Source organism: Pseudomonas marginalis (genome assembly GCF_008692035.1).
GTDB classification, from domain to species: Bacteria; Pseudomonadota; Gammaproteobacteria; order Pseudomonadales; family Pseudomonadaceae; genus Aquipseudomonas; species Aquipseudomonas marginalis.
The window spans coordinates 1,326,352-1,351,426 of the sequence record NZ_VTFG01000002.1; the positions used below are offsets into that span (position 1 = coordinate 1,326,352).

At 60.4% G+C, this 25,075-nt stretch carries 30 protein-coding genes; 12 read left to right on the forward strand and 18 right to left on the reverse strand.

Translation table 11 applies throughout. The annotated features are described in order from the left end of the window. Positions 1-2 precede the first annotated feature (2 nt). Positions 3-1,277, forward strand: coding sequence for a uracil-xanthine permease family protein (locus tag FX984_RS26315; protein ID WP_027604799.1), 1,275 nt, complete (start codon positions 3-5; stop codon positions 1,275-1,277). 130 nt (positions 1,278-1,407) lie between these two features. Here the strand turns inward: FX984_RS26315 and hisC are convergent, their stop codons facing one another. The 10 genes from hisC to FX984_RS26365 all read right to left on the reverse strand — a co-directional run bounded on the left by hisC (position 1,408) and on the right by FX984_RS26365 (position 9,437). Next, positions 1,408-2,460 (reverse strand): histidinol-phosphate transaminase, encoded by a 1,053-nt coding sequence (gene hisC / locus FX984_RS26320; protein ID WP_027604800.1) that lies wholly within the window; start codon positions 2,458-2,460, stop codon positions 1,408-1,410. Positions 2,461-2,463: 3 nt separating this feature from the next. Continuing rightward, positions 2,464-3,783 (reverse strand): histidinol dehydrogenase, encoded by a 1,320-nt coding sequence (gene hisD / locus FX984_RS26325; RefSeq protein WP_065924286.1) that lies wholly within the window; start codon positions 3,781-3,783, stop codon positions 2,464-2,466. Between the two features lie 128 nt (positions 3,784-3,911). Next, the gene (gene hisG / locus FX984_RS26330) at positions 3,912-4,547 is read right to left on the reverse strand and encodes an ATP phosphoribosyltransferase (protein WP_003188599.1); all 636 of its coding nucleotides are present in this window, start codon (positions 4,545-4,547) and stop codon (positions 3,912-3,914) included. A 212-nt stretch (positions 4,548-4,759) separates the two neighbouring features. Next, entirely contained in the window at positions 4,760-6,025 is a 1,266-nt protein-coding gene (gene murA / locus FX984_RS26335; protein ID WP_024073479.1) for a UDP-N-acetylglucosamine 1-carboxyvinyltransferase, read from the reverse strand. Between the two features lie 23 nt (positions 6,026-6,048). Then, positions 6,049-6,288: a BolA family protein gene (locus FX984_RS26340; RefSeq protein ID WP_027604803.1), complete on the reverse strand. Its 240-nt coding sequence runs from the start codon at positions 6,286-6,288 to the stop codon at positions 6,049-6,051. Positions 6,289-6,402: 114 nt separating this feature from the next. Continuing rightward, on the reverse strand, positions 6,403-6,708 hold the full coding sequence (locus tag FX984_RS26345) for an STAS domain-containing protein (protein WP_065924287.1): 306 nt from the start codon (positions 6,706-6,708) through the stop codon (positions 6,403-6,405). Further along, positions 6,705-7,352 (reverse strand): MlaC/ttg2D family ABC transporter substrate-binding protein, encoded by a 648-nt coding sequence (locus FX984_RS26350; RefSeq protein ID WP_065938535.1) that lies wholly within the window; start codon positions 7,350-7,352, stop codon positions 6,705-6,707. The genes FX984_RS26345 and FX984_RS26350 overlap by 4 nt, the downstream gene beginning before the upstream one ends. Before the next feature lie 11 nt (positions 7,353-7,363). Further along, positions 7,364-7,831 (reverse strand): outer membrane lipid asymmetry maintenance protein MlaD, encoded by a 468-nt coding sequence (gene mlaD / locus FX984_RS26355; protein WP_003171814.1) that lies wholly within the window; start codon positions 7,829-7,831, stop codon positions 7,364-7,366. Further along, complete coding sequence (mlaE, locus tag FX984_RS26360; protein ID WP_010213107.1) at positions 7,831-8,628, reverse strand: lipid asymmetry maintenance ABC transporter permease subunit MlaE; 798 nt, start codon at positions 8,626-8,628, stop codon at positions 7,831-7,833. Before mlaE ends, mlaD begins: the two co-directional genes overlap by 1 nt. After that, positions 8,628-9,437 (reverse strand): ATP-binding cassette domain-containing protein, encoded by an 810-nt coding sequence (locus FX984_RS26365; RefSeq protein WP_003171811.1) that lies wholly within the window; start codon positions 9,435-9,437, stop codon positions 8,628-8,630. The genes mlaE and FX984_RS26365 overlap by 1 nt, the downstream gene beginning before the upstream one ends. Before the next feature lie 311 nt (positions 9,438-9,748). Between FX984_RS26365 and FX984_RS26370 the strand changes: the two genes are divergently transcribed. From FX984_RS26370 to FX984_RS26415, 10 genes are all read left to right on the forward strand, one after another. Continuing rightward, on the forward strand, positions 9,749-10,723 hold the full coding sequence (locus tag FX984_RS26370; RefSeq protein WP_027604806.1) for a KpsF/GutQ family sugar-phosphate isomerase: 975 nt from the start codon (positions 9,749-9,751) through the stop codon (positions 10,721-10,723). Then, a complete protein-coding gene (locus FX984_RS26375; RefSeq protein WP_146476045.1) occupies positions 10,724-11,248 on the forward strand; it encodes a KdsC family phosphatase in 525 nt (174 codons plus the stop codon). Positions 11,249-11,256: 8 nt separating this feature from the next. After that, entirely contained in the window at positions 11,257-11,829 is a 573-nt protein-coding gene (lptC, locus tag FX984_RS26380) for an LPS export ABC transporter periplasmic protein LptC (protein WP_027604808.1), read from the forward strand. After that, the gene (lptA, locus tag FX984_RS26385) at positions 11,816-12,349 is read left to right on the forward strand and encodes a lipopolysaccharide transport periplasmic protein LptA (RefSeq protein ID WP_027604809.1); all 534 of its coding nucleotides are present in this window, start codon (positions 11,816-11,818) and stop codon (positions 12,347-12,349) included. Before lptC ends, lptA begins: the two co-directional genes overlap by 14 nt. Then, positions 12,349-13,074 carry an LPS export ABC transporter ATP-binding protein gene (lptB, locus tag FX984_RS26390; RefSeq protein WP_027604810.1) on the forward strand — a complete coding sequence of 242 codons (726 nt, stop codon included), beginning with the start codon at positions 12,349-12,351 and terminating at the stop codon, positions 13,072-13,074. The genes lptA and lptB overlap by 1 nt, the downstream gene beginning before the upstream one ends. A 197-nt stretch (positions 13,075-13,271) precedes the next feature. Continuing rightward, the gene (locus FX984_RS26395; RefSeq protein ID WP_146476047.1) at positions 13,272-14,765 is read left to right on the forward strand and encodes an RNA polymerase factor sigma-54; all 1,494 of its coding nucleotides are present in this window, start codon (positions 13,272-13,274) and stop codon (positions 14,763-14,765) included. A gap of 75 nt (positions 14,766-14,840) precedes the next feature. Further along, positions 14,841-15,146 (forward strand): ribosome hibernation-promoting factor, HPF/YfiA family, encoded by a 306-nt coding sequence (gene hpf / locus FX984_RS26400; protein ID WP_027604812.1) that lies wholly within the window; start codon positions 14,841-14,843, stop codon positions 15,144-15,146. A 10-nt stretch (positions 15,147-15,156) separates the two neighbouring features. Then, complete coding sequence (gene ptsN / locus FX984_RS26405) at positions 15,157-15,621, forward strand: PTS IIA-like nitrogen regulatory protein PtsN (protein WP_027604813.1); 465 nt, start codon at positions 15,157-15,159, stop codon at positions 15,619-15,621. Between the two features lie 2 nt (positions 15,622-15,623). Beyond that, positions 15,624-16,481 (forward strand): RNase adapter RapZ, encoded by an 858-nt coding sequence (gene rapZ, locus FX984_RS26410; RefSeq protein WP_027604814.1) that lies wholly within the window; start codon positions 15,624-15,626, stop codon positions 16,479-16,481. 16 nt (positions 16,482-16,497) lie between these two features. Further along, entirely contained in the window at positions 16,498-16,770 is a 273-nt protein-coding gene (locus tag FX984_RS26415) for an HPr family phosphocarrier protein (protein ID WP_027604815.1), read from the forward strand. Between the two features lie 20 nt (positions 16,771-16,790). Here the strand turns inward: FX984_RS26415 and FX984_RS26420 are convergent, their stop codons facing one another. The 6 genes from FX984_RS26420 to pmbA form a co-directional block, all read right to left on the reverse strand. Further along, positions 16,791-17,684: a ZIP family metal transporter gene (locus FX984_RS26420; protein WP_027604816.1), complete on the reverse strand. Its 894-nt coding sequence runs from the start codon at positions 17,682-17,684 to the stop codon at positions 16,791-16,793. 33 nt (positions 17,685-17,717) lie between these two features. Next, positions 17,718-18,329, reverse strand: a complete 612-nt coding sequence (locus FX984_RS26425; protein WP_027604817.1) for a superoxide dismutase — start codon at positions 18,327-18,329, stop codon at positions 17,718-17,720. Position 18,330: 1 nt separating this feature from the next. Beyond that, positions 18,331-18,759: a DUF2753 family protein gene (locus FX984_RS26430; protein ID WP_027604818.1), complete on the reverse strand. Its 429-nt coding sequence runs from the start codon at positions 18,757-18,759 to the stop codon at positions 18,331-18,333. A 27-nt stretch (positions 18,760-18,786) separates the two neighbouring features. Further along, positions 18,787-20,163, reverse strand: a complete 1,377-nt coding sequence (locus FX984_RS26435; protein WP_146476049.1) for a class II fumarate hydratase — start codon at positions 20,161-20,163, stop codon at positions 18,787-18,789. Beyond that, complete coding sequence (locus FX984_RS26440) at positions 20,156-20,551, reverse strand: hypothetical protein (protein WP_027604820.1); 396 nt, start codon at positions 20,549-20,551, stop codon at positions 20,156-20,158. The genes FX984_RS26435 and FX984_RS26440 overlap by 8 nt, the downstream gene beginning before the upstream one ends. A gap of 147 nt (positions 20,552-20,698) precedes the next feature. Then, on the reverse strand, positions 20,699-22,045 hold the full coding sequence (pmbA, locus tag FX984_RS26445; RefSeq protein ID WP_027604821.1) for a metalloprotease PmbA: 1,347 nt from the start codon (positions 22,043-22,045) through the stop codon (positions 20,699-20,701). 108 nt (positions 22,046-22,153) lie between these two features. Here pmbA and yjgA point away from each other — a divergent pair, with 108 nt between their 5' ends. Continuing rightward, complete coding sequence (gene yjgA, locus FX984_RS26450; RefSeq protein ID WP_017138246.1) at positions 22,154-22,675, forward strand: ribosome biogenesis factor YjgA; 522 nt, start codon at positions 22,154-22,156, stop codon at positions 22,673-22,675. A gap of 45 nt (positions 22,676-22,720) precedes the next feature. On the opposite strand, the gene tldD is transcribed toward yjgA, so the two are convergent. Then, positions 22,721-24,163: a metalloprotease TldD gene (gene tldD, locus FX984_RS26455; protein ID WP_027604822.1), complete on the reverse strand. Its 1,443-nt coding sequence runs from the start codon at positions 24,161-24,163 to the stop codon at positions 22,721-22,723. A 16-nt stretch (positions 24,164-24,179) separates the two neighbouring features. Beyond that, entirely contained in the window at positions 24,180-25,028 is an 849-nt protein-coding gene (locus FX984_RS26460; RefSeq protein WP_027604823.1) for a carbon-nitrogen hydrolase family protein, read from the reverse strand. Between the last annotated feature and the right edge of the window lie 47 nt (positions 25,029-25,075).

A 25,075-nucleotide genomic window follows, 5' to 3' on the forward strand; every position in this document is an offset into this window, starting at 1 on the left:
GCATGCAGGATGAGTTCAACGACCCGCTTTGGCGCCAGATCCTGTCTGGCGCACAGATGCTCTTCGTAGCATTTGGCGCGCTGGTGTTGATGCCACTGATCACAGGTCTTGATCCAAACGTCGCCCTGTTCACCGCCGGCCTGGGCACGTTGTTGTTCCAACTGGTGACAGGACGGCAGGTGCCGGTCTTCCTGGCGTCGAGCTTTGCCTTCATTACCCCGATCATTCTTGCCAAGGGCCAGTTCGGCCTCGCGGCGACCATGGGCGGGGTGATGGCGGCCGGTTTTGTCTATACCTTCCTCGGCCTGGCCGTGAAGATCAAAGGCACCGGTTTCATCGACCGCCTGTTGCCACCTGTGGTGATCGGCCCGGTGATCATTTCCATCGGCCTGGCCATGGCACCGATTGCCGCGAACATGGCGATGGGTAAATCCGGCGATGGCGCCGAGTTGATTCATTACCAGACGGCGATGATGATCTCGATGCCGGCGCTGCTGACCACGTTGATCGTCGCGGTGTTCGGCAAGGGCATTTTCCGCCTGGTGCCGATCATCTCCGGCGTGCTGGTGGGCTTTGCCATGGCGTTCTACTTCGGCGTGGTCGACACGGCGAAGATCGCCGCCGCCCCGTGGTTCGCCCTGCCCCACTTCACCGCGCCGGAGTTCAACTGGCAAGCGATCCTGTTTATCGTCCCGGTGGCCCTGGCCCCGGCGATCGAACATATCGGCGGCGTAATTGCGGTGGGCAGCGTGACCGGTCGCGACTACCTGAAGAAGCCTGGCCTGCACCGCACCCTGCTCGGTGACGGGATCGCCACCACGGCCGCCGGCCTGTTTGGCGGCCCGCCGAACACCACCTACGCCGAAGTGACGGGCGCGGTGATGCTGACCAAGAACTACAACCCGAAGATCATGACCTGGGCGGCAGTGTTTGCCATCAGCCTGGCGTTCATCGGCAAATTCGGTGCACTGCTGCAAAGCATCCCGGTACCGGTGATGGGCGGGATCCTGTGCCTGCTGTTCGGCTCGATTGCCGCGGTGGGGATGAACACCTTGATCCGCCACAGGATTGACCTGGGTGAGGCGCGCAATCTGGTGATTGTGTCGGTAACCCTGGTGTTCGGGATTGGTGGGGTGCTGGTGGGGACCGGGACCGGTCCGGATGACTTCGGCCTGAAGGGCATTGCCCTGTGTGCGGTGGTAGCGATTGGCCTGAACCTGTTGCTGCCGGGCAATGATGGCTGGAAGAACAAGAAGCCGGATGAGCCGCTGATCTAACACATATGGCAGAACCTAATGTGGGAGGGGGCTTGCTCCCGATGGCAGTGTGTCAGTCAATTCATTAGCTGACTGACACACCGCTATCGGGGGCAAGCCCCCTCCCACATTTTTTGATCTTCAGTTTGGCTTAGAGCTCACCCAACCCATCGATCAGCGCCTGGTTCTGCTCCGGCGTACCGATGCTGATCCGCAGGAACTGGGCAATCCGCTCCTGCTTGAAGTGCCGCACGATCACCCCTTGCTCACGCAGCTTGGCCGCCAGGCCGGCTGCGTCGTGCCGCGGGTGGCGGGCAAAGATGAAGTTGGCCGCTGACGGCAACACTTCAAAGCCTTTACCTTCCAGTTGCGCGACCACCTTGTTGCGGTTGTCGATGACCAGTTGGCACGTCTTGTCGAAGTACGCCCGGTCCTCGAACGCCGCCGCCGCGCCGACAATCGCCAGGCGATCCAGCGGGTAGGAGTTGAAGCTGTTCTTGACCCGCTCCAGCGCTTCGATGAGGTCCGGGTGGCCCACGGCCAGGCCCACGCGCAAACCGGCCAGTGAGCGCGATTTGGACAGGGTCTGGGTCACCAGCAGGTTCGGGTAACGGTCCACCAGGCTGATGGCTGTTTCGCCGCCAAAGTCGATATAGGCTTCATCGACCACCACCACCGAATCCGGGCTGGCCTTGAGGATCTGCTCTACGGCGTCCAGCGCCAGCACGCAGCCGGTGGGCGCGTTCGGGTTGGGGAAGATGATCCCGCCGTTGGGCCTGGCATAGTCCGCTACGCGGATCTGGAACTGCTCGTCCAACGGCACCGGGTCGGACTTGATGCCGTAGAGGCCGCAGTACACCGGATAGAAGCTGTAGCTGATATCCGGGAACAGCAACGGCAGCTCGTGCTGGAACAGGCCGTGGAAGATGTGCGCCAGGACTTCGTCGGAGCCGTTACCGAGGAACACCTTGCCGGCGTCGATCCCGTAGTACTTGGCCACGGCCTGCTTGAGCAGGTCGCTGTTGGGGTCCGGGTACAGGCGCAGGTTGTCGTTCAACTCGGCCTGCATCGCAGCCAGCGCCTTGGGCGACGGGCCGTAGGGGTTTTCATTGGTGTTGAGCTTGACCAGTCTGGTCAGCTTCGGTTGCTCGCCGGGCACATAAGGCACGAGGTCCTTGACGAAGGGGCTCCAGAATTTGCTCATGTGTTATTTCCCCTCTTCCAGGATTCGATACTCAGCGCTACGGGCGTGGGCGCTCAAGGATTCACCACGGGCCAGCACCGAAGCGGTCTTGCCCAATTCGGAAGCGCCTTGTGGCGAGCAGAAGATGATCGACGAACGCTTCTGGAAGTCATACACCCCCAGCGGCGACGAGAAGCGCGCGGTGCCGGACGTCGGCAGCACGTGGTTGGGGCCGGCGCAGTAGTCGCCCAGGGCTTCGCTGGTGTGGCGGCCCATGAAGATCGCACCCGCATGGCGAATCGACGGCAGCCAGGCCTGTGGATCGGCCACGGACAGCTCCAGGTGCTCCGGCGCGATACGGTTGGCCACTTCGATGGCCTGTTCCATGTCACGCACCAGGATCAGCGCGCCACGGCCATTGATCGACTTCTCGATGATCTCGGCGCGGTCCATGGTCGGCAGCAGCTTATTGATGCTGGCGGCGACCTTGTCGAGGAACTCGGCGTCCGGGCTGACCAGGATCGCCTGGGCGTCCTCGTCGTGCTCGGCCTGGGAGAACAGGTCCATGGCGATCCAGTCCGGATCGGTCTGGCCGTCGCACACCACGAGAATTTCCGACGGGCCGGCGATCATGTCGATACCGACCTGGCCGAACACGTGGCGCTTGGCAGTGGCCACGTAGATGTTGCCGGGGCCGACCACCTTGTCGACCTTCGGCACGCTTTCAGTGCCATAAGCCAGGGCGGCAACCGCTTGGGCACCGCCGATGGTGAACACGCGGTCGACACCGGCAATGCAGGCGGCAGCCAGTACCAGTTCGTTGATTTCACCGCGCGGGGTCGGTACCACCATGACCACTTCGGTCACGCCGGCCACCTTGGCGGGAATCGCGTTCATCAATACCGACGAGGGGTACGAGGCTTTACCACCCGGCACGTACAAGCCGGCACGGTCAAGCGGTGTGACCTTCTGGCCCAGTACGGTGCCGTCGGCCTCGGTGTAGCTCCAGGAATCCTGCTTCTGTTTTTCGTGGTAGCTGCGCACTCGGGTCGCGGCGACTTCGAGGGCCTGGCGCTGGGGCGCGGTGATGCGCGTCAGGGCCAGTTCCAGGCGTTCGCGGGGCAGGATCAGGTCGGACATGGACTTGACGTCCAGACCGTCGAACTGCCGGGTGAAATCCACCAGGGCCGCATCACCGCGCTCGCGCACGGCCTTGATAATGTCGAGGACCCGCTGGTTGACCGAGTCGTCGGACACGCTTTCCCAGCTCAGCAGATGATCCAGATGATGGGCGAAATCCGGGTCGGCAGCGTTGAGTCGGGCAATTGCAGTGGACGTGGTCATAGCGAGGGCCTCAATAGAATTGGCAAAAACTCAGGCGCCCTAAACTAGCAGTCGTTTCCGCTTGGGCACCTGAGAATTCTGGCTATGAGGCGGATAGACGGGCGCAGCTTTTCAGCTACGCGGGTGAGTCAACCGCGGTGTCGAGACTCCACTGCCTTGCGCAGGGTGTCGATCAACGCCTGGATACGGGCGTGCTGCATCTTCATCGACGCTTTGTTGACGATCAGCCGAGAGCTGATGTCGGCGATAAAGTCCTGTGGTTCGAGACCGTTGGCACGCAGGGTGTTGCCGGTGTCGACCACGTCGATGATCTTGTCGGCCAGGCCGATCAGCGGCGCCAGCTCCATCGAGCCGTAGAGCTTGATGATGTCGACCTGGCGGCCTTGCTCGGCGTAGTAGCGCTTGGCGACGTTGACGAACTTGGTGGCCACGCGCAGGCGGCCTTTAGGCTCGACATCACCGACACGGCCGGCGGTCATCAGCTTGCACAGGGCAATGCGCAGGTCCAGCGGCTCGTACAGGCCTTGGCCGCCGTATTCCATCAACACGTCTTTACCGGCGACACCGAGGTCGGCCGCGCCATGTTCAACATAGGTCGGCACGTCGGTAGCCCGTACGATCAGCAGGCGAACGTCGTCCTGGGTCGTCGGGATGATCAGCTTGCGGCTCTTGTCCGGATTCTCGGTCGGCACGATGCCCGCTTCAGCCAGAAGCGGCAAAGTGTCGTCAAGGATGCGGCCCTTGGACAGTGCAATGGTCAACATGGGAAACGTCAGTCCTTCATCAGGCTATTGCTGTCCGGTCGCAAACGGCGCCAGACACAGATCGAGGCCATGACAGCCTCGATTTGAAACAAACCAGTGTCTGTAGGAGCGAGCTTGCTCGCGAAAAACGTCAACGATAACGCGTTTATTCAGACTCAACGCGGTGCCCACGAGTTCTTCGCGAGCAAGCTCGCTCCTACAATGCAGTGGGACTAGCCCGGTACGCGGCGGATTTTCGCGCCGAGCATCTGCAGTTTTTCTTCGATGCACTCGTAACCACGGTCGATGTGGTAGATGCGGTCGATCAGGGTATCGCCTTCGGCGATCAGCGCCGAGATCACCAGGCTGGCAGAAGCGCGCAGGTCGGTGGCCATGACTGGCGCGCCCTTGAGCTTCTCGGTGCCGGTCACGATGGCAGTGTTGCCTTCGACCTGGATCTTCGCGCCCATGCGGTGCAGTTCGTACACGTGCATGAAGCGGTTTTCGAAGATGGTCTCGATCACGGCACCCGTGCCTTCGGCAATGGCGTTCAAGGAGATGAACTGCGCCTGCATGTCGGTCGGGAACGCCGGGTACGGAGCGGTACGCACGTTGACGGCTTTTGGCCGCTTGCCGTGCATGTTCAGCTCGATCCAGTCTTCACCGGTGGTGATTTCGGCACCGGCTTCGCGCAGTTTTTCCAGGACCGCTTCCAGGATGGTCGGATCGGTGTCCTTGACCTTGACGCGACCACCGGTGACGGCGGCAGCAACCAGGTAGGTACCGGTCTCGATACGGTCCGGCATCACTTTGTAGGTGGCCGGGTGCAGGCGTTTCACACCGTCGATGGTGATGGTGTCGGTGCCGGCGCCGGTGATGTTGGCGCCCATGGCGATCAGGAAGTTGGCCAGGTCGACCACTTCAGGCTCGCGCGCAGCGTTTTGCAGCACACTGCGGCCGTTGGCCAGGGCGGCAGCCATCATGATGTTCTCGGTACCGGTCACACTGACGGTATCAAAGAAGAAGTTGGCGCCACGCAGGCCGCCTTCCGGCGCCTTGGCCTTGATGTAGCCGCCTTCGACGTCGATGGTCGCGCCCATGGCCTCAAGGCCACGGATGTGCAGGTCCACCGGACGCGAGCCAATGGCGCAACCGCCAGGCAATGCGACTTCGGCTTCGCCGAAACGAGCGACCATCGGGCCCAGTACCAGGATCGACGCACGCATGGTCTTCACCAGTTCGTACGGGGCGATCAGGGTCTTGATGGTGCGCGGGTCGATTTCGACGGACAGCTTCTCGTCGATTACCGGCTCGATACCCATGCGACCAAACAGCTCGATCATGGTGGTGATGTCGTGCAGGTGCGGCAGGTTGGCCACGGTCACAGGGCCATCGCACAGCAGGGTCGCAGCCAGGATCGGCAAGGCAGAGTTTTTCGCACCGGAAATGCGAATCTCGCCATCAAGGCGGGCACCGCCGGTAATAATCAATTTATCCATAAGAATCTCGACGCCTTGGGGGCTCAGGTGCGCTCGGCCCAGGCCGCGCGGCTGAAAAATTTCATAGTGACCGCGTGGATGCTGCCATCGGTGATCCACGGGTTCAAATGGGCATAGATCTGCTGCTGACGCTTGACCGGGCTGAGTGCCGCCAGTTCATCGCTAATCACGTTCAGCTGGAAGTTGCAGCCTTCGCCTTCAACTTCTACGTTCGTATCCGGCAGCTTTCCTTCGAGAAAGCTCTTAACTTCTAGGGCCTGCATGATCAACCTCTATCGGCGCCCAGTGCGCACGGGTCGCACATCATACAAAAAAGCCCCGCGCCTGCGAACCCCGCATAGCAGGACTCTGACGGGGGGCTTTATCGATAGTGTGTATTAAGGATGCGCCAACAGCTCGGTCAAACCGGAAACTTCGGCGATTTCACGCATGTCTTCGGGCAATGCACGAAGGGTGACCGACTTTTTGGCCGCTTCGGCATCGCGCATGAAACACAGCAGCAACGACAAGCCGACACTGCTGGACTTGGTTACCGCCGAGCAATCCAGCACCAGCGCAGGGGCCGTGCTGGTCTTGATCAGCGCCTGGCCCTGCTTGCGCAGGTCAGGCCCGGTGCGGTAATCCAGCACGCCGCTGAGGAACAGCTCGCCCGCGTCGCCGAGACGAACAGCCGACTCGGTCATTGCGCAGGCTTCCCGGCGGCTTTATCGGTCTCTTCCTTGGCCTTGGCGACCTCACCGGCCCAACCATTGATGGTTTTGTCCAGGTCGTTGCCATTGCGCTGCATCGCGTCGGCGAACTGGTCACGGAACAGCTTGCCGATGTTGATGCCGTTGATGATCACATTGCGCAGTTTCCACTCGCCATTGATCTTCTCCAGCGTGTACTGCACAGGGTAGACGGCACCATTGTTGCCCTTGACGCTCATGTTGACACTGGTGCGGTCACCCGACTCATCCCCGGCGGGAGCGACGGTAATGCCCTGGTTGTTGTACTCGAGCAAAGCGTTGCCATAGAACTGGAACAGGCCGCGCTTGAAGTTCTCCTGGAACGTCTGCATTTGCGCAGGAGTGGCCTTGCGCGAATATTTGACCGTCATGATGCTGCGAGAAATGCCTTCAGCATCGACGACCGGGCCCACGATGCTGTTCAGCGCCTCGTAGAATTTGCTCGGGTCTTGCTTGTACTGCTCTTTATTGGCTGTCAGGTCAGCCAACATCTTGTTGGTAGTGTCCTGCACCAGTTCGTGCGCAGAACCCGCTGCGTTGGCCATCAACGGCAGCGCTGCCAGCAGTACCAGGAGGCCACGTCGCAAGGTAGAGATCATGTACAGATTCCTCATTTGGCGTCTTTATTGACCGTATTGAGCAGGAATTTACCGATCAGGTCTTCAAGTACCAGCGACGACTGCGTGTCGTGGATGGTCGAGCCATCCTTGAGCAGGGCTGTTTCCCCGCCCACGCTGACACCGATGTACTTCTCGCCCAGCAGGCCCGCAGTGAGGATAGATGCAGTGGAGTCGGTCGGCAGATTATCTACCTTCTTGTCCAGTTGCATCGTCACTCGACCGGTGAAGCTGTCGCGATCCAGATCGATTGCCGTGACCTTGCCGATAGTCACACCGGCCATGGTCACTTTAGCTCTGACAGTCAAACCGGCGATATTGTCGAAGTACGCGTAAAGTTTATAAGTATCGGCGGTGGGGCTGGCCGAAAGGCCGCTGACTCGCAGGGCCAGCAACAGTAAAGCCAGGATGCCAGCCAGCAAGAAAAGGCCGACACCGATTTCCACAGTGCGGTTTTGCATCAGAAATCTCCAAACATCAAGGCGGTCAAAATGAAGTCAAGGCCCAGTACTGCCAACGAGGCGTACACAACGGTCTTGGTGGTGGCGCGACTGATCCCTTCTGAAGTGGGCTCACAGTCGTAGCCTTGGAATACGGCGATCCAGGTCACTACAAAGGCGAAGACGATGCTCTTTATGATGCCGTTGAGCACGTCACCGCTGAAGGTCACGCTGTTTTGCATGTTGGCCCAGTAGGAGCCGTCATAGACGCCCAGCCAGTCCACCGCCACCCACGAGCCGCCCCAGATACCAACCACGCTGAAGATCATCGCCAGCAAAGGCAGGGAAATAAAGCCGGCCCACAGGCGCGGGGCAACAATGTACTTGAGCGGGTCCACGCCGATCATTTCCAGGCTGGACAACTGCTCGGTGGACTTCATGTTGCCGATTTCGGCGGTCAACGCAGAACCCGCACGCCCGGCGAACAGCAACGCGGTCACGACCGGCCCCAGTTCACGCAGCAGCGTCAGGGCAACCATCTGCCCCACCGCCTGCTCCGAACCGTAGCTGGACAGGATATTGAAGCCCTGCAACGCCAGCACCATCCCGATGAACACCCCGGAGACGACAATGATCACCAGGGACATCACGCCCACCGAATGCAGTTGCTTGATCAACAGGCCGAAGCCGCCACCAATGCCACCGCGGCCGAGCAACGCGTGAAACAGGAAAATCGTCGAGCGGCCCAGCACTTCGACGATGTCGATACCGGATCGACCGAAAAGGCGAACCTTCTCGATGAGAGATGTCTTGCGCATCAGCGCTTCCCCAGAAGGTCTGAGCGGTAATCCGCTGCCGGAAAGTGAAAAGGCACAGGGCCATCGGGATCGCCGGTCATGAATTGGCGAATACGCGGGTTGTCGGCGTTCATCAGCTCTTCAGGCGTACCCTGCCCCAGCACCTGGCCATCGCCGACTACATAAAGGTAATCGGCAATGCTCGCGGTTTCTGCAAGGTCGTGGGAGACCACGATGCTGGTGATACCCAGCGCATCGTTGAGCAGACGGATCAGGCGTACCAGCACGCCCATGGCAATCGGATCCTGGCCGACGAAGGGCTCGTCGTACATGAGGATCTGCGGGTCGAGGGCAATGGCGCGCGCCAGGGCCACGCGGCGCTTCATGCCGCCGGACAGTTCGTCGGGCATCAGGTCGATGGCGCCGCGAAGGCCCACGGCCTGCAATTTCAGCAACACAATGTCACGAATCATTTCATCGGACAGCTGGGTATGCACCCGCAACGGAAACGCCACGTTCTCGAACACATCGAGGTCGGTAAACAGCGCACCGCTCTGGAACAGCACCCCCATATGCTTGCGCGCATCGAACAGATCGCTGCGCGACAGTGTCGGCAGGTTCTGGCCGTTGACCCATACTTCACCGGCGCTGGGGCGCAATTGCATGCCCATCAGACGCAGCAGCGTGGTCTTGCCGCAACCGGACGGCCCCATGATGCCCGTGACCTTGCCGCGGGGAATGCGAATATCGACGTTATTGAAGATGCTGCGCGTCCCGCGCTTGAAGGTCAGTCCCTTCAGCTCGACCGCGTAGGCGTTATCGGCACTCATCTAAACTCCTTGGGATGCAGCCTCTCACTCAGACACCATGCATGCGACAAACGTTTGCAACGGTGACGCATATAGATAGCCACATGGGCTGGGCGGACCGAACTGGCGGCGAACTATATCACTGCTGGTACAGGGCGCCCAAGGCCGGAACTGCGCTAGTTCAGTTTAAGGACAGGGAAAAAACGTTGCTGGCTATGTTACTGAGGATCGATCTCAGGCATTCGTTGAATAAAGCCTGACGAACTTGCGTGAGGGAATTGATCATTACCGCTATAATCGCCGACTTTTCGTCAGGCTATACGACTTCAGACATGAGCCAATCCAGCGACCTTATTCAATCCGCGCAACGCACCATCCGCCTCGAAGTTGAAGCCGTAGAAGGCTTGCTGGCCCATATCGACGCAGATTTCGTACGCGCCTGCGAGATGATCCTGGCCAGCAAGGGCCGTGTTGTCGTGGTCGGCATGGGCAAATCGGGCCACGTCGGCAACAAGATCGCCGCCACCCTGGCCAGCACCGGGACCACCGCATTTTTCGTGCATCCGGCCGAAGCCAGCCACGGCGACATGGGCATGATCACCAAGGATGACATCATCCTGGCGCTGTCCAACTCCGGCACCACCAACGAAATCGTGACCCTGCTGCCGCTGATCAAGCGCCTGGGCATCAAGATGATCAGCCTCACCGGCAACCCGGAATCCACCCTGGCCAAGGCCGCCGACGTGAACCTGAATGTTCACGTGGACCACGAGGCCTGCCCGCTGAACCTGGCGCCGACCTCCTCCACCACCGCCGCCCTGGTCATGGGCGACGCCCTCGCCGTGGCGCTGCTGGAAGCCCGTGGATTCACCGCTGAAGACTTCGCATTTTCCCACCCGGGTGGCGCCCTGGGCCGCCGCCTGCTGCTGAAAGTGGAAAACGTCATGCATTCGGGCGAGGAATTGCCCCACGTCCAGCGCGGCACTCTGCTGAAGGACGCGCTGATGGAAATGACCCGCAAGGGCCTGGGCATGACCGTGATCCTGGAAGCCGACGGGCGCCTGGCCGGGGTATTCACTGACGGTGACCTGCGCCGCACCCTGGACCGCACCATCGATATCCGTACCGCGACCATCGACGCCGTGATGACCCCCCATGGCAAGACTGCACGCCCTGAAATGCTGGCAGCCGAAGCATTGAAGATCATGGAAGACCACAAGATCGGCGCGCTGGTGGTGGTCGATAGCGACGACCACCCGGTGGGCGCCCTGAACATGCACGACTTGCTGCGTGCGGGAGTGATGTAAATGACCAGCGACCTGTTGCAACGCGGCAAACACATCAAACTGGCGATTTTCGACGTTGACGGCGTGCTGACCGATGGCCGCCTGTACTTTCTCGAAGACGGCAGCGAACTCAAGACGTTCAATACCCTCGACGGCCAGGGCATCAAGATGCTGATGGCTTCGGGCGTGCAAACGGCGATTATCAGCGGCAGAAAAACCCCCGTTGTGGAACGCCGCGCACAAAACCTCGGTATTCCTCACCTGTATCAGGGCCGCGAGGATAAACTGGTGGTTCTGGACGAGCTTCTTGGCCAACTCAACCTAAGCTATGAGCAGGTCGCCTATCTGGGCGATGATCTGCCCGACTTGCCGGTCATTCGCCGAGTGGGCCTGGGAATGGCCGTCGCCAATGCGGCGACGTTTGTTCGCGAGCACGCCCATGGCGTCACCACCGCCCGTGGCGGCGAAGGTGCCGCCCGCGAGTTCTGTGAACTGATCCTGCGAGCCCAGGGCAGTCTTGAAGCGGCCCACGCCGCCTACCTATAGAGCGTTTTATGCTGAGTAAAAAGATTCGCAACTTCCTGCTATTCGGAGTCATCGCCGCGCTGTTCCTCGCGGTGGGCTACTGGAATATCAGCCCGGGGCGCTTCCTCGACCAGCCTGCAGCGCAGGTTGAAGAAGGGGCTATCGACTATTACGCAACCAATGCCTACAGCGTGCAGTTCCTGCCTGACGGCAAGGTGCAGTACGAAATGACCTCGGACAAAGTCGAGCATTTGAAGGCCACCGAAGTCACCCTGCTGACTAACCCGGACCTGAACCTGTACCGCGGCACCGAGTTCCCATGGCATGTCACGAGCAAGCGTGGCGAGGTGAACCCGGACGGCACCGAGGTAGAACTGATTGACTCGGTACGCGTTGCGCGCACTGACGCCAAAAAACGTGACACCGTGATTACCAGCAGTCGCATGACCGTATTCCCACAGAAGCAATATGCGCAGACCGAGCAAGACGTTAGAATCGACGGCGCTGGCGGTGTATCGACTGGCAAGGGAATGAAAGCGTATTTGAAAGAAAGCAGGATACACCTGCTATCGAACGTAAGAGGACAGTATGAGGCTCGTTAAAACTCTCCCTATTTTGCTCGGTCTGGGCGCAGCACTGGGAAGCGTGAGCGCCTGGGCTCTGCCGAACGATAGCCAGCAACCGATCCACATCTCGGCTGACGATGCGCAACTGGATGACAAGCAAGGCGTCGCCACCTATACCGGCGGCGTGATCATCACCCAGGGCTCGATGAAGATCACCGGCAACACGGTGACACTGACGCGCACCCAGGCGGGCGATATCGACGTAGTGACTTCGGTGGGCAACCTGGCGTACTTCGAACAGAAGCAGTCGGCTACCGACACCGGCCCGATGAAGGGCTACGGCAAGACCATCCAGTATCACGCCCAGCAGAATCGCATCGTGCTGATCGACCAGGCCAAGGTACTCAGCCCCGATGGCAACTCCACGGAAGGCGAGAAGATCACCTATGACACCGTGAAGCAGATCGCCAACGCCGGTCGCGCCAATGGCAGCAAGGTCACCGCGCCACGCCCACGTATCGACATGGTTATCCAGCCGAAGAAGAAGGCCGAGTAATGGCAACCCTGAAAGCCCAGCATCTGGCCAAGGCCTATAAAAGCCGTCAGGTCGTGCGCGACGTCAGCCTGTCGATCGACAGCGGCCAGATCGTCGGCTTGCTTGGCCCTAACGGCGCCGGCAAGACCACCTGCTTCTACATGATCGTCGGCCTGGTCCAGGCGGACCAAGGTCGCGTACTGATCGACGACCTGGATGTGAGCCACCAGCCAATGCACGGCCGTGCCCGCGCAGGTATCGGCTATCTTCCGCAGGAAGCGTCGATCTTCCGCAAGCTGTCGGTATCCGACAACATCATGGCCATCCTTGAAACCCGCAAGGAACTCGACCGTGAAGGCCGCCGCAAAGAATTGGAAAGCCTGCTGCAGGAATTCCACATCAACCACATTCGCGACAACCTTGGCATGAGCCTGTCCGGTGGTGAGCGTCGTCGCGTGGAAATCGCCCGCGCCCTGGCCACTGCCCCCAAGTTCATCCTGCTGGACGAACCGTTTGCCGGCGTCGACCCTATCTCGGTCGGCGACATCAAGCAGATCATCCACCACCTCAAGGCCAAGGGGATCGGTGTACTGATCACCGACCACAACGTGCGTGAGACCCTCGATATCTGCGAAACCGCGTATATCGTCAACGATGGCCAGCTGATCGCCGAGGGCGACTCTGCCACCATCCTGGCCAACGAACTGGTCAAGGAAGTGTACCTGGGTCACGAGTTCCGCCTGTAAGGCCGCCTGCAAAAACAAGGCGGTGGCAGGTCGTTTGCCCGATGCGCGGGAGTCAATGAAAACCTCCGGATTTTTATTGTTACCGCGCTCTAGGCAAAGCCCCCGATATCAGGCATATAATTTGCTTATGTTTGGCGCTCACGCGCCCTGTCGTGGATGGCGCATTGCGCCGGCGAATAAGGTGTTAAGCCCCTGCCATGAAACCATCGCTAGTCCTGAGAATGGGCCAGCAGCTGACGATGACACCGCAGCTGCAACAGGCCATCCGCCTGCTCCAATTGTCGACCCTGGACCTGCAACAGGAAATCCAGGAGGCCCTGGAGTCCAATCCGATGCTCGAACGCCAGGAAGAAGGCGACGACTTCGATAATGCAGACCCATTGGCCGACAACATCGAGCAAAAACCCAATTCCGACGTACAGGAACCCTCCTACCAGGAAACCGCCCCCACGGTGGATAACCTTGAGGAAGGCGATTGGAACGAACGCATTCCCAACGAACTCCCGGTGGACACCGCCTGGGAGGACGTCTACCAGACCAGCGCCAGCAGCCTGCCCAGCAATGACGATGACGAGTGGGACTTCACCACCCGCACTTCCGCCGGCGAGAGCCTGCAGAGCCATCTGCTGTGGCAACTGAACCTCGCGCCGATGTCGGACACCGATCGCCTGATCGCCGTGACCCTGATCGACTGCATCAATAACCAGGGTTACCTGGACGAGACCCTCGAAGAGATTCTCGAGGCCTTCGACCCGGAACTGGACATCGAGCTGGACGAAATCGAAGCGGTCCTGCACCGCATCCAACAGTTCGAGCCCGCCGGCATCGGTGCCCGCAACCTGAGCGAATGCCTGCTGCTGCAACTGCGCCAGCTGCCCGCCAAGACCCCATGGCTCGCCGAGGCCCTGCGCCTGGTCACCGACTATATCGACCTGCTGGGCAGCCGCGACTATAGCCAGTTGATGCGGCGCATGAAGCTCAAGGAAGACGACCTGCGCCAGGTCATCGAGCTGGTGCAAAGCCTCAACCCGCGTCCAGGCTCGCAGATCGAGTCCAGCGAAGCCGAATACGTCGTTCCCGACGTGATCGTGCGCAAGGACAACGAGCGCTGGTTGGTGGAACTGAACCAGGAGTCGGTGCCGCGCCTGCGGGTCAACCCGCAATATGCCGGTTTTGTGCGCCGTGCCGACACCAGCGCCGATAACACCTTCATGCGCAACCAGTTGCAGGAAGCGCGCTGGTTCATCAAGAGCCTGCAGAGCCGCAACGAAACCCTGATGAAAGTGGCCACCCAGATCGTCGAGCATCAGCGCGGCTTCCTGGAATATGGTGACGAGGCGATGAAACCGCTGGTCCTGCACGACATCGCAGAAGCGGTGGGCATGCACGAATCGACGATTTCCCGGGTGACCACACAAAAATTCATGCATACCCCACGGGGCATATATGAGCTGAAATACTTTTTCTCCAGTCATGTCAGCACATCCGAAGGCGGCGAATGCTCGTCCACGGCGATCCGCGCAATCATCAAAAAACTGGTTGCTGCGGAAAATCAGAAAAAGCCGTTGAGTGACAGCAAGATCGCTGGTTTACTGGAGGCACAAGGCATTCAGGTCGCCCGTCGAACCGTCGCCAAGTACCGCGAGTCCCTTGGGATCGCGCCTTCCAGCGAGCGTAAGCGTTTGATGTGACGGGCGGGCCACAGCGTTCCAGTGGCGGGTATTCCTACCCGCCGCTTTATGCACTGGCAACGAAGGAGAAGCTGTATGCAAGTCAACATCAGTGGACACCATGTAGAAGTCACCCCTCCACTACGCGACTACGTCGAGCAGAAGCTGAGGAAGCTTGAGGGTCATTTCGACAAGATCACCAACGTGCAGGTCATCATGAAGGTCGACAAGCTTCAGCAGAAAATCGAAGCGACTCTTCAGATACCCGGTGGAGAAGTGGTCGCCAATGCCGAACATGAAGACATGTATGCATCAATCGACTTGCTCACCGACAAGCTTGACCGCCAACTCAAAAAGCATAAGGAAAAGAATCTGAGCCTGCTCCAGGGCACAGGTCGTTAACTCTCCCCCCATGATCCGACTTGAAACCATCCTGACCCCCGGCCGTTCCCTCGTGAACGTGCCGGGCGGCAGCAAGAAGAAAGCCCTCGAACAAATTGCCAACCTGATCAGCAGCCAAGTGCCTGAGCTGGAGATGCAAGATGTCTTTGAGGCTCTGATTGCCCGTGAAAAACTCGGCTCCACCGGTTTTGGCAACGGCATCGCCATTCCCCACTGCCGCCTCAAAGGCTGCGAGACACCTGTCAGCGCCCTGCTGCACCTGGACGCACCTATCGATTTCGACGCGATCGACGGCGCCCCGGTAGACCTGCTGTTTGTTCTGCTGGTCCCACAGGCCGCCACCGACGCACACCTGGAACTGCTTAGGCAGATCGCAAGCATGCTCGACCGCAAGGAAGTACGCGACAAACTGCGCAGTGCCAGTAGCAACGAGGCGCTGTATCAAGTTGTCCTGGATGAGCAAAACGGGCAGTAATCATGCGTTTGATCATCGTCAGCGGCCGCTCCGGCTCGGGTAAAAGTACCGCCCTCAACGTCCTTGAGGACAACGGCTTCTATTGCATCGACAACCTGCCCGCCGGCCTGCTCCCGGAATTGGCGGAACGGGCACTGATCCATACCGAATTGGCCCAGCCCCTGGTCGCCGTTTCGATTGACGCCCGCAACCTGCCGAGCCACCTCACGCGCTTTCCGGAATTGCTCGAAGAGGTGCGCGCCAAGCACATTCATTGCGATGTGCTGTATCTGGACGCCGACGAAGAAACCCTGCTCAAGCGCTTCTCAGAGACCCGCCGACGTCACCCCCTCAGCAGCCCGCACCGTTCCCTGGCCGAAGCCATCGAGGACGAAACCAAGCTGCTGGGGCCGATCATTGACCTCGCCGACCTCAAGATCAACACCACCAGCCTCAACCTGTACCAGTTGCGCGATGCCATCAAGCTCCGCCTGCTGAACCAGCCGGAGCCTGGCACGGCATTTCTGGTCGAGTCCTTTGGTTTCAAGCGTGGCATGCCGGTGGATGCCGACCTGGTGTTCGACGTGCGCTGCCTGCCCAATCCTTATTGGAAGCCGGAACTGCGCGACCAGTCGGGGCTGGATCAGCCTGTGGCCGATTACCTGGCCGCGCAACCGGATGTGGAGGAGATGTTCCAGGACATTTCCAGCTACCTGCTCAAATGGTTGCCGCGCTTTGCCGCGAGCAACCGAGCCTATGTCACCATTGCCATCGGCTGCACCGGCGGTCACCACCGCTCTGTCTACCTGACCGAGCGCCTGGGCCAGGTGCTGCAACAAACCCTCAAGAACGTCCAGGTTCGCCACCGCGACCTTAGCTGAAAGGAACACCCCCGCGATGCCCGCTCTGGAAATTGAAATCATCAACAAGCTGGGCCTGCATGCCCGTGCCTCGGCCAAATTCGTCGGTATTGCCGGGCAGTTCCCTTGCCAGATCCGCGCCGGGCGTACACCTGAGAGCATGGTCGATGGCAAAAGCATCATGGCGATGATGATGTTGGCGGCCGGCAAGGGCACCAAGATTCATTTGAGCACCGAGGGCGAGCAAGAGCAGGAAGCAATGGACGCCCTGGTGGCGCTGATCAACAACTTCTTTGATGAGGGTGAGTAACCCCTACCCCCGCTGAGGCCTCACCCCAAGGCGGTATCCATCACCATCATCAAGCAGAACCCCATGCACAACCCCAGGCTCGCGAGTTTTTCGTGACCGTTGCGGCGCGACTCCGGGATCACTTCGTGGGTGACCACCAACAGCATCGCGCCAGCGGCCAGTGCCAGGCCCAACGGTAACAGCACCTCGGCCAGGGTCACCAGCCAGGCGCAAAGCACGGCGAACACCGGCTCTACCAAGCCTGACGCGGCGCCGATCAGGAACGCCCTGATCCGCGACATCCCTGCCCCAGCCAATACCAGCGCAATGACCAGGCCTTCGGGCACATCCTGCAAAGCAATGCCCATGGCCAAGCTGTCGGCATCCGGCATGCCGCCGCCGGCTGAGACGCCAACGGCCATGCCTTCGGGGATATTGTGGGCGATGATGGCAAACACGAACAGCCAGATACGCGGTGGAATCACCGGTTTATCCGGTGTGCCCACCAACATCTCCGGGCTGGCGCCGGAGACCTTGCGGTCCACCAGATACAGACCGAACGCCCCCAGCATGATGCCGAAGCTGATCAGCCCACCTGCCCCCCAGGGCGAAAGACCAAGGGCTTCGGCCGCAGCAATTCCCGGCACGACCAGCGAAAACGCGGTCGCCGCCAGCATCACACCGGCACCGAAGCCCAACAAGGTATCGCTCAACGCCACCGGCATCCGCCGAATCACCAAGACCGGAACCGCCCCCAGCGCCGTGCCAAGCGCGCAAATCGCCCCGCCCTGCAGGGCGCGCATGATGCGCGGTGCCAGATCCAGCCAGGCCAGCCCGTGGGCCACCAGCAATGCAGTACCTGCCAACAGCAGCAGCGAACCAAACGCATAACGAAACATTCGCACGCTGCTGATCGCCAGTGTTTCAGTGCCCATAGTCGGCCTTAGATCTTGTTATGGAAGTGAATGTCAGGCCAACGCGGCCTGATAGCGTGCGGCGACTTCCGGCCAGTTGATAACACTGTAGAAGGCGTTGATGTATTCAGGTCGACGGTTCTGGTAGCGCAGGTAGTAAGCATGCTCCCAGACGTCCAGGCCGAGGATCGGCGTGTTGCCATTCATCAACGGGCTGTCCTGGTTGCCGCTGCTTTCCACTATCAGCGTCTTTTGCGGAGTGACACTCAACCACGCCCAGCCGCTGCCGAAACGGGTCAAGGCGGCCTTGGTGAAGGCTTCCTTGAAACTGTCGAAACCGCCGAGTTGCTCTTCTACAGCTTTTCCCAATGCGCCGTCGGGCTTGCCGCCACCTTTAGGCGACATCACCGCCCAGAACAGCGAGTGGTTGGCATGGCCGCCGCCTTGGTTGATGACGGCCGCACGCAGTTTTTCCGGCAGTTGCTGCACGCTGGACACCAGTTTTTCTACAGGCCAGCCCGCAAACTCGGTGCCCTCGACCGCCGCATTGAGGTTATTGATGTAGGTCTGGTGGTGCTTGGTGTAGTGAATCTCCATGGTTTGCGCATCGATATGCGGTTCCAGGGCATCGTAGGCATAGGGCAAGGCAGGCAAGGTGTAGGTCATATCAATGTGCTCCGTATTGAGACGGGGTCGGCTGCACCGCAGTACCGCCCAGCAAGCGATGGGTGCGCGGGTACTCACCGTGATCGCTGATGAAATTCAACAGTTCGACGTAAGTCTTGCTGCTCTGGCGCAGCGCCGCTTCCCGCAGCTGCGGGCTCAGGCGCACGTCCTGCATGGCCTGTAGCAAGCGCTGGTGAATAGCGCAGAGGTATTCGGCGCTTTCCTCGGGCTGATTCAGGCGCAGGTGCAAATCCGCCAGGTTGTGATGGGAAATGACGCAAGCCGCTACAGCTTCGTCGGCATTCGCCCAGCGCTCGAACAACACTTGAGCCAGGGCCAGGGCTTGCAGATAGGCCTCGCGAGCGTCAACCAATTCGCCCTGCATAAAGCAGCGATTGGCGCGTTCGATCGTGCGTTTCCAGTGCTCCATGGTGAGCCTCCAAAGCAGGGTCGGTGATTACACGCCGCCGGCCGTGAGCTTCTCCGGATCCAACAGGACTTCCAGTTGGCTACGGGGCAGGTCGGTGTGCTCAAGGGCCACATCAATCACCGGGCGGCCCTGCTGATAGGCCTTCTTGGCAATCTCAGCGGCCTTTTGGTAACCAATGATCGGGTTGAGTGCGGTGACCAGGATCGGGTTGCGCGACAGCGCTTCCTTGAGCTTGGCTTCGTTGACCTTGAAGCTGGCGATCGCCTTGTCTGCCAGCAGACGGCTGGCATTGGCCAGCAACTCGAGGCTGCTGAGCAGGTTCTGGGCAATGATCGGCAGCATCACATTCAGCTCGAAATTGCCGGATTGGCCAGCGACGGTGATCACCGTGTCATTGCCGATGACTTGGGCAGCCACCATGGCGGTCGCTTCCGGAATCACCGGGTTGACCTTGCCTGGCATGATCGAAGAGCCCGGCTGCAGGCCCTCCAGTTCGATTTCCCCCAGGCCGGCCAGCGGGCCGGAGTTCATCCAGCGCAGGTCATTGGCGATTTTCATCAGCGACACGGCGGTAGCTTTCAACTGGCCGGAGACGGCGACGGCAGTGTCCTGGGAGCCGATCAGCGCGAACAGATTCTTGCCCGGCGTGAATTTCACGCCTGCCAGGCTGCTGAGCTGTTGACTGAAACGCACGGCGAATTCCGGGTGCGCATTAATCCCGGTGCCCACCGCCGTACCGCCCTGGGCCAGAGCCTGCAGGGCCGGTAATAAATCCTGCAGGTGACCGATATTGGCCTTGAGTTGCTGCGCCCAGCCATTGAGGACCTGGCTCATGCGCACGGGCATGGCGTCCATCAGGTGCGTGCGGCCGGTCTTGATGAATGGGTGAACCTCTTCGGCTTTCTGCTCGATCACCTGCACCAGGTGCAGCAGGGCCGGCAGCGTTTGCTCGTGCAGCACCAGCGCAGCACTGACATGGATGGTGGTCGGAATGATGTCGTTGCTGCTTTGACCGCAGTTCACATGATCGTTGGGATTGACCGCTTCGCCGAGCAAGCGGCTGGCGAGCGTCGCAATCACTTCGTTGGCATTCATGTTTGAACTGGTGCCGGAACCGGTCTGGAAGATATCCACCGGGAAATGCCGCATGTAATCGCCTTCAAGCAATCCTTGGGCGGCATCGACAATGGCTTTGCCCTGCCCTTCGCTGATCTGCTTGAGGTCGACGTTGACCTTGGCGGCTGCGGCCTTGGCCAGGATCAGTGCGCGAATGAATTGCGCCGGCATGCGTTGGTGGCTGATCGGAAAGTTGTTCACCGCGCGCTGGGTCTGCGCACCGTACAAGGCCTCGGCGGGGACTTGCAGTTCGCCCATGCTGTCGCGTTCGATACGGGTGTTACTCATCGGAAGATCCTTGCACCAGGTCAGAAACGGAAATGGAGGGAAGCAATTCGCAGGTCGCCAATTGCCAGGCAAAGGTCTGCCAGCGCTTGAGGCGGCAGGCACAGTGAGAGAGTTTTTCCAGGTCGCGCAGTGGGCGCCAGGCTTGATCCAGACACAGGGATCGCCAATGCCACGGCAGTGCAATATCGCTGGCGGTGTCGATCAGCAGGCGGAATGAGGTTTCAGCGATGGTCCACGGATGGGTCGCGGTACAACACGCCAGGTATCGGCCCTCGTTGAGGTAATGTTCGATCAGGCGAGGCTCATTGGGATCCAGACCACAGCGAATCTGGCGACTCATCCAGCGCCAGCTTTCCAGGTAAGGATCCTCATGCAGGACAGAACTCATGATCCACACTCATCCGGTAATGATATTTATTATTAAATGATATTGAGAATCAAAACAAGAGTGACACCTCAATCCCCTTGAAACACGCCCACAAAAAAGGCGCGCCATCCGTAAGAGGGCGCGCCTTTTTGTGCCGCTGTAGCGGGATTAGCTGCCTGCGACAGTCATCCGCTCGATCAGCACCGAGCCTGTGCGAATATTGCTGCGCAGTTCCAGGTCATTTCCCACTGCAACGATCTGCTTGAACATATCGCGCATGTTGCCGGCGATGGTCACTTCCTGGACGGCAAACTGAATCTCACCGTTTTCCACCCAGAAGCCCGCCGCGCCACGGGAATAATCCCCAGTGACCATATTCAGGCCATGGCCCATCAATTCGGTTACCAGCAGGCCACGTCCCATGCGACGCAACAGCGCCGCCTGGTCTTCGTCGCCATGGGTCACGAAAAGGTTATGCACGCCACCGGCGTTGGCGGTGCTTGGCAGGCCGAGTTTGCGGCCTGAGTAGGTGCCGAGTACGTAAGACACCAGCTCCCCGTTTTCGACGAACGGCTTGGCATACGTGGCCAGGCCGTCCCCATCGAACGCCGAACTGCCCATGGCCCGCATCAAGTGCGGACGCTCATCGATGGTCAGCCACTCGGGAAACAACGTCTGGCCGATCGCCCCTTCAAGGAACGAAGACTTGCGATACAGGTTGCCGCCGGAAATGGCACTCAGGAAACTGCCGAACAAACCGCCTGCCAGCTCCGCCGAAAACAGTACAGGCACTTCACAGGTCGGCACCGGACGCGCGCCCAGGCGGCTCGCGGCACGTTGTGCGGCACGTTGACCAATGCTGGCCGGATCTGCCAGCAATTCACCCTGACGACTTACGTCGTACCAGTAATCACGCTGCATCTGGCCATTGGCCTCGGCGATCATCACGCAGCTCAGACTATGGCGCGTGGACGCATACCCGCCGATAAACCCGTGGCTGTTGCCGTAGACGCGACAGCCCTGATGCGTGTTCAACGTGGTGCCATCGGCGTTCTTGATGCGGGTATCGGCATCGAACGCCGCCGCTTCGCAGGTCAGCGCCAGCTCGATGGCCCGCTCGGGCGTGATGTCCCAGGCATGGAACAAATCGAAATCCTTCAAGTCCTTGGCCATCAGCGCCTTATCGGCCAAGCCCGAGCTTTCATCCTCGGAGGTGTGCTGGGCAATCGCCAACGCGGCGGCAACCGTTTCGCGTATGGCCTCCGGGCCGCTGGCCGACGTACTGGCCGAACCTTTGCGCTGCCCCACATACAAGGTGATGCCAAAGCCCTGGTCACGGTTGAATTCGACGGTTTCCACTTCCCGTTGACGTACCGACGTCGACAACCCCTGCTCCAGCGACACCGCCACTTCACAGGCACTGGCCCCCTGGCGCTTGGCCTCGGCAAGGATCTGCTCGACTTGTTCCTGCAGGGCCGGTAACGCTTGCGGACCGACGCTTTGGGCTGCACTCATGGTTTTCTCCACTCAAATTCTGCTTTCGGCTAAGGCCATCGAGCGACCGGGCCGGACAAGCGGCCCCCGACTGGTTATCATGGCGGCGTTTCTTTGCGGACTGCCACCATGGTTGATTCTTACGACGACTCCCTCGATGGGGAGAAAAGCAAAACCCAGGTCAAACGTGAGCTGCATGCTCTGGTTGACCTGGGCGAGCGCCTTACAACGCTCAAGAAAGACTTGATTGCAAAACTGCCACTGACCGACGAAATGCGCCGGGCGCTTGCGGACGCACCCAAGCACACCGCGAATATCGCGCGTAAACGGCACATCATGTTTATCGGCAAGCTGATGCGCGATCAGGACACTGACGCCATTCTCGCCTTGCTTGATCAAACCGATGCCTCCACTCGCCAGTACAACGAACGTTTCCACAACCTGGAACGTTGGCGTGACCGCCTGATCTCGGGCGATGACGCGGTGCTGGAGAAATTCGTGCTGGACTACCCGGACGCCGACCGCCAGCAACTGCGCTCCCTGATCCGTCAGGCCCAGCACGAGCAGGCGCATAACAAGGCGCCGGCCACCAGCCGTAAAATCTTCAAATACATCCGTGAGCTGGACGAGACTCAACGCGGCCTGCGTTGATGCCCTTCCCCGGGTGGCGATCTTCGCCACCCGAAGCTCCACCCCTTACGACCCCGTGCCTCCCACGGTGATCGCATCAATTTTCAGCGTTGGCTGGCCGACCCCTACCGGTACCGACTGCCCGTCCTTCCCGCACATGCCCACGCCACTGTCCAGGGCCAGGTCGTTGCCGACCATCGACACCTTGCTCATGGCTTCCGGGCCATTGCCAATCAACGTTGCCCCTTTGACCGGCGCGGTAATCCTGCCGTCTTCGATCAGGTACGCCTCGCTGGTAGAGAACACGAACTTGCCGCTGGTGATATCCACCTGGCCGCCGCCAAGGTTGGCGCAGTAAATGCCGCGCTTCACCGAGGCGATGATCTCCGCCGGGTCGCTTTCGCCACCGAGCATGTAGGTGTTGGTCATGCGGGGCATCGGCAGGTGCGCATAAGATTCGCGACGGCCGTTACCGGTGCGCGCAACGCCCATCAGGCGGGCATTGAGCTTGTCCTGCATGTAGCCCTTGAGCACACCGTTTTCAATCAAGGTGGTGCATTCGGTCGGCGTGCCTTCATCATCGACGCTCAACGAGCCGCGGCGACCGGCCAGGGTGCCATCATCGACAATGGTGCACAGCTTGGACGCAACCATCTCGCCCATGCGCCCGCTGTAGGCGGAACTGCCTTTGCGGTTGAAATCGCCTTCCAGGCCATGGCCCACGGCCTCGTGCAGCAATACGCCGGACCAGCCCGGGCCCAACACCACCGGCAACGTGCCGGCCGGCGCAGGAATGGCTTCCAGGTTCACCAACGCCTGGCGCAAAGCCTCACGGGCATAGCCCATGGCACGGTCGTCGGTGAGGAAGTAACGGTAGTCGGTACGCCCGCCGCCGCCGTGGCCGCCACGCTCGCGGCGGCCGTTCTGCTCGACGATCACGCTGACATTGAAACGCACCAGCGGCCGCACGTCCGCCGCCAGCCCCCCGTCGGTGGACGCCACCAGGATGCGTTCCCACACACCGGCCATGCTCACCGAGACCTGCTGGATACGCGGGTCCAGGGCGCGGGTGGCCGCATCGATACGCTTGAGCAACTCGACCTTTTCCGCGCGGCTGATCACTTCCAGGGGGTTGTCCGGCGCATACAACTGCGCCACGTCCTGGGTACTGAACGCCTGTACCGTGCCATGTTGGCCGGCACGGGAGATCGAACGCGCAGCACGTGCGGCCAGGCCCAACGCCTCCAGGGTGATCGCGTTACTGTAGGCAAAACCGGTCTTTTCACCGGATTGCGCACGAACGCCTACACCTTGGTCAAGATTGAAACTGCCTTCCTTGACGATGCCATCTTCCAGGGCCCAGGACTCGGAGATCTGCCCCTGGAAATACAGGTCGGCGGCATCGATGCCTGGCCCGGCCAGATCGCCGAGCACGGTTTGCAAACTTTCGATGGTCACGCCACCGGGTGCCAGGAGGTGTTCACTGACTGAGGACAACAACTCGCTCATAGGTTTGGCCTTAAATTCATCGTTCTGAAGCAGGCCGCTGGGCGCCCTGCGAGAAAAAGCGCCGATGGTTGACCACCGGCATGCGCGCCCGTATCGACGCCTGTTCACTGCTATCGCGTTCGGCCAGCAACACCGCTTCGCCTTGATCCTGTTGTGCCAGCACCCGGCCCCATGGGTCGACGATCGCCGCATGACCATAAGTTTCCCGTGGCCCTGGATGCACACCGCCCTGGGCGGCCGCCAGCAGGTAACACTGGGTCTCGATGGCCCGTGCACGAATCAGCACATCCCAGTGGGCGGCACCGGTCACGGCGGTAAAGGCCGAGGGCGCGGTAATCAATTCAGCCCCCGCCGCGCGCAGCTCGCTGTACAGCTCGGGGAAGCGCAGGTCGTAACAGACCGTCAGGCCCAAACGGCCAACCGGCGTATCCGCCACCACCACGTTGCTCCCGAAAGCATAGTCATCGGACTCCCGATAGCGACCCCGGGCGTCCGCCACGTCCACATCAAACAAATGCAGCTTGTCGTAACGAGCGACGACTTCGCCGCGATCATCGACCAGCAGCGAGCAGGCATTGGATTTGGCGTGCGGTTGATCCTTGGGCGGCAACGGCAGCGTGCCAGCCACTATCCATAAGGTGAGGTCGCGGGCGGTCTGTTTCAACCATGGCAGGATCGGACCTTCACCCAGCGCCTCGGCGCGGCCGATATCCGCCACGTCGCGGCGGCCCATGGCGGCAAAGTTTTCCGGCAGCACCGCCAGCTTCGCACCGCCGGCCGCCGCTTGTTCCAACAAGCGCCGGGCCTGGACCAGGTTGGCCAGCACATCGCTCTGACTGACCATTTGGATTACTGCAAAGGACATGGGCCGATACTCCGTAAAAGGCATGGGGCCATGCTACTCCACAGGCT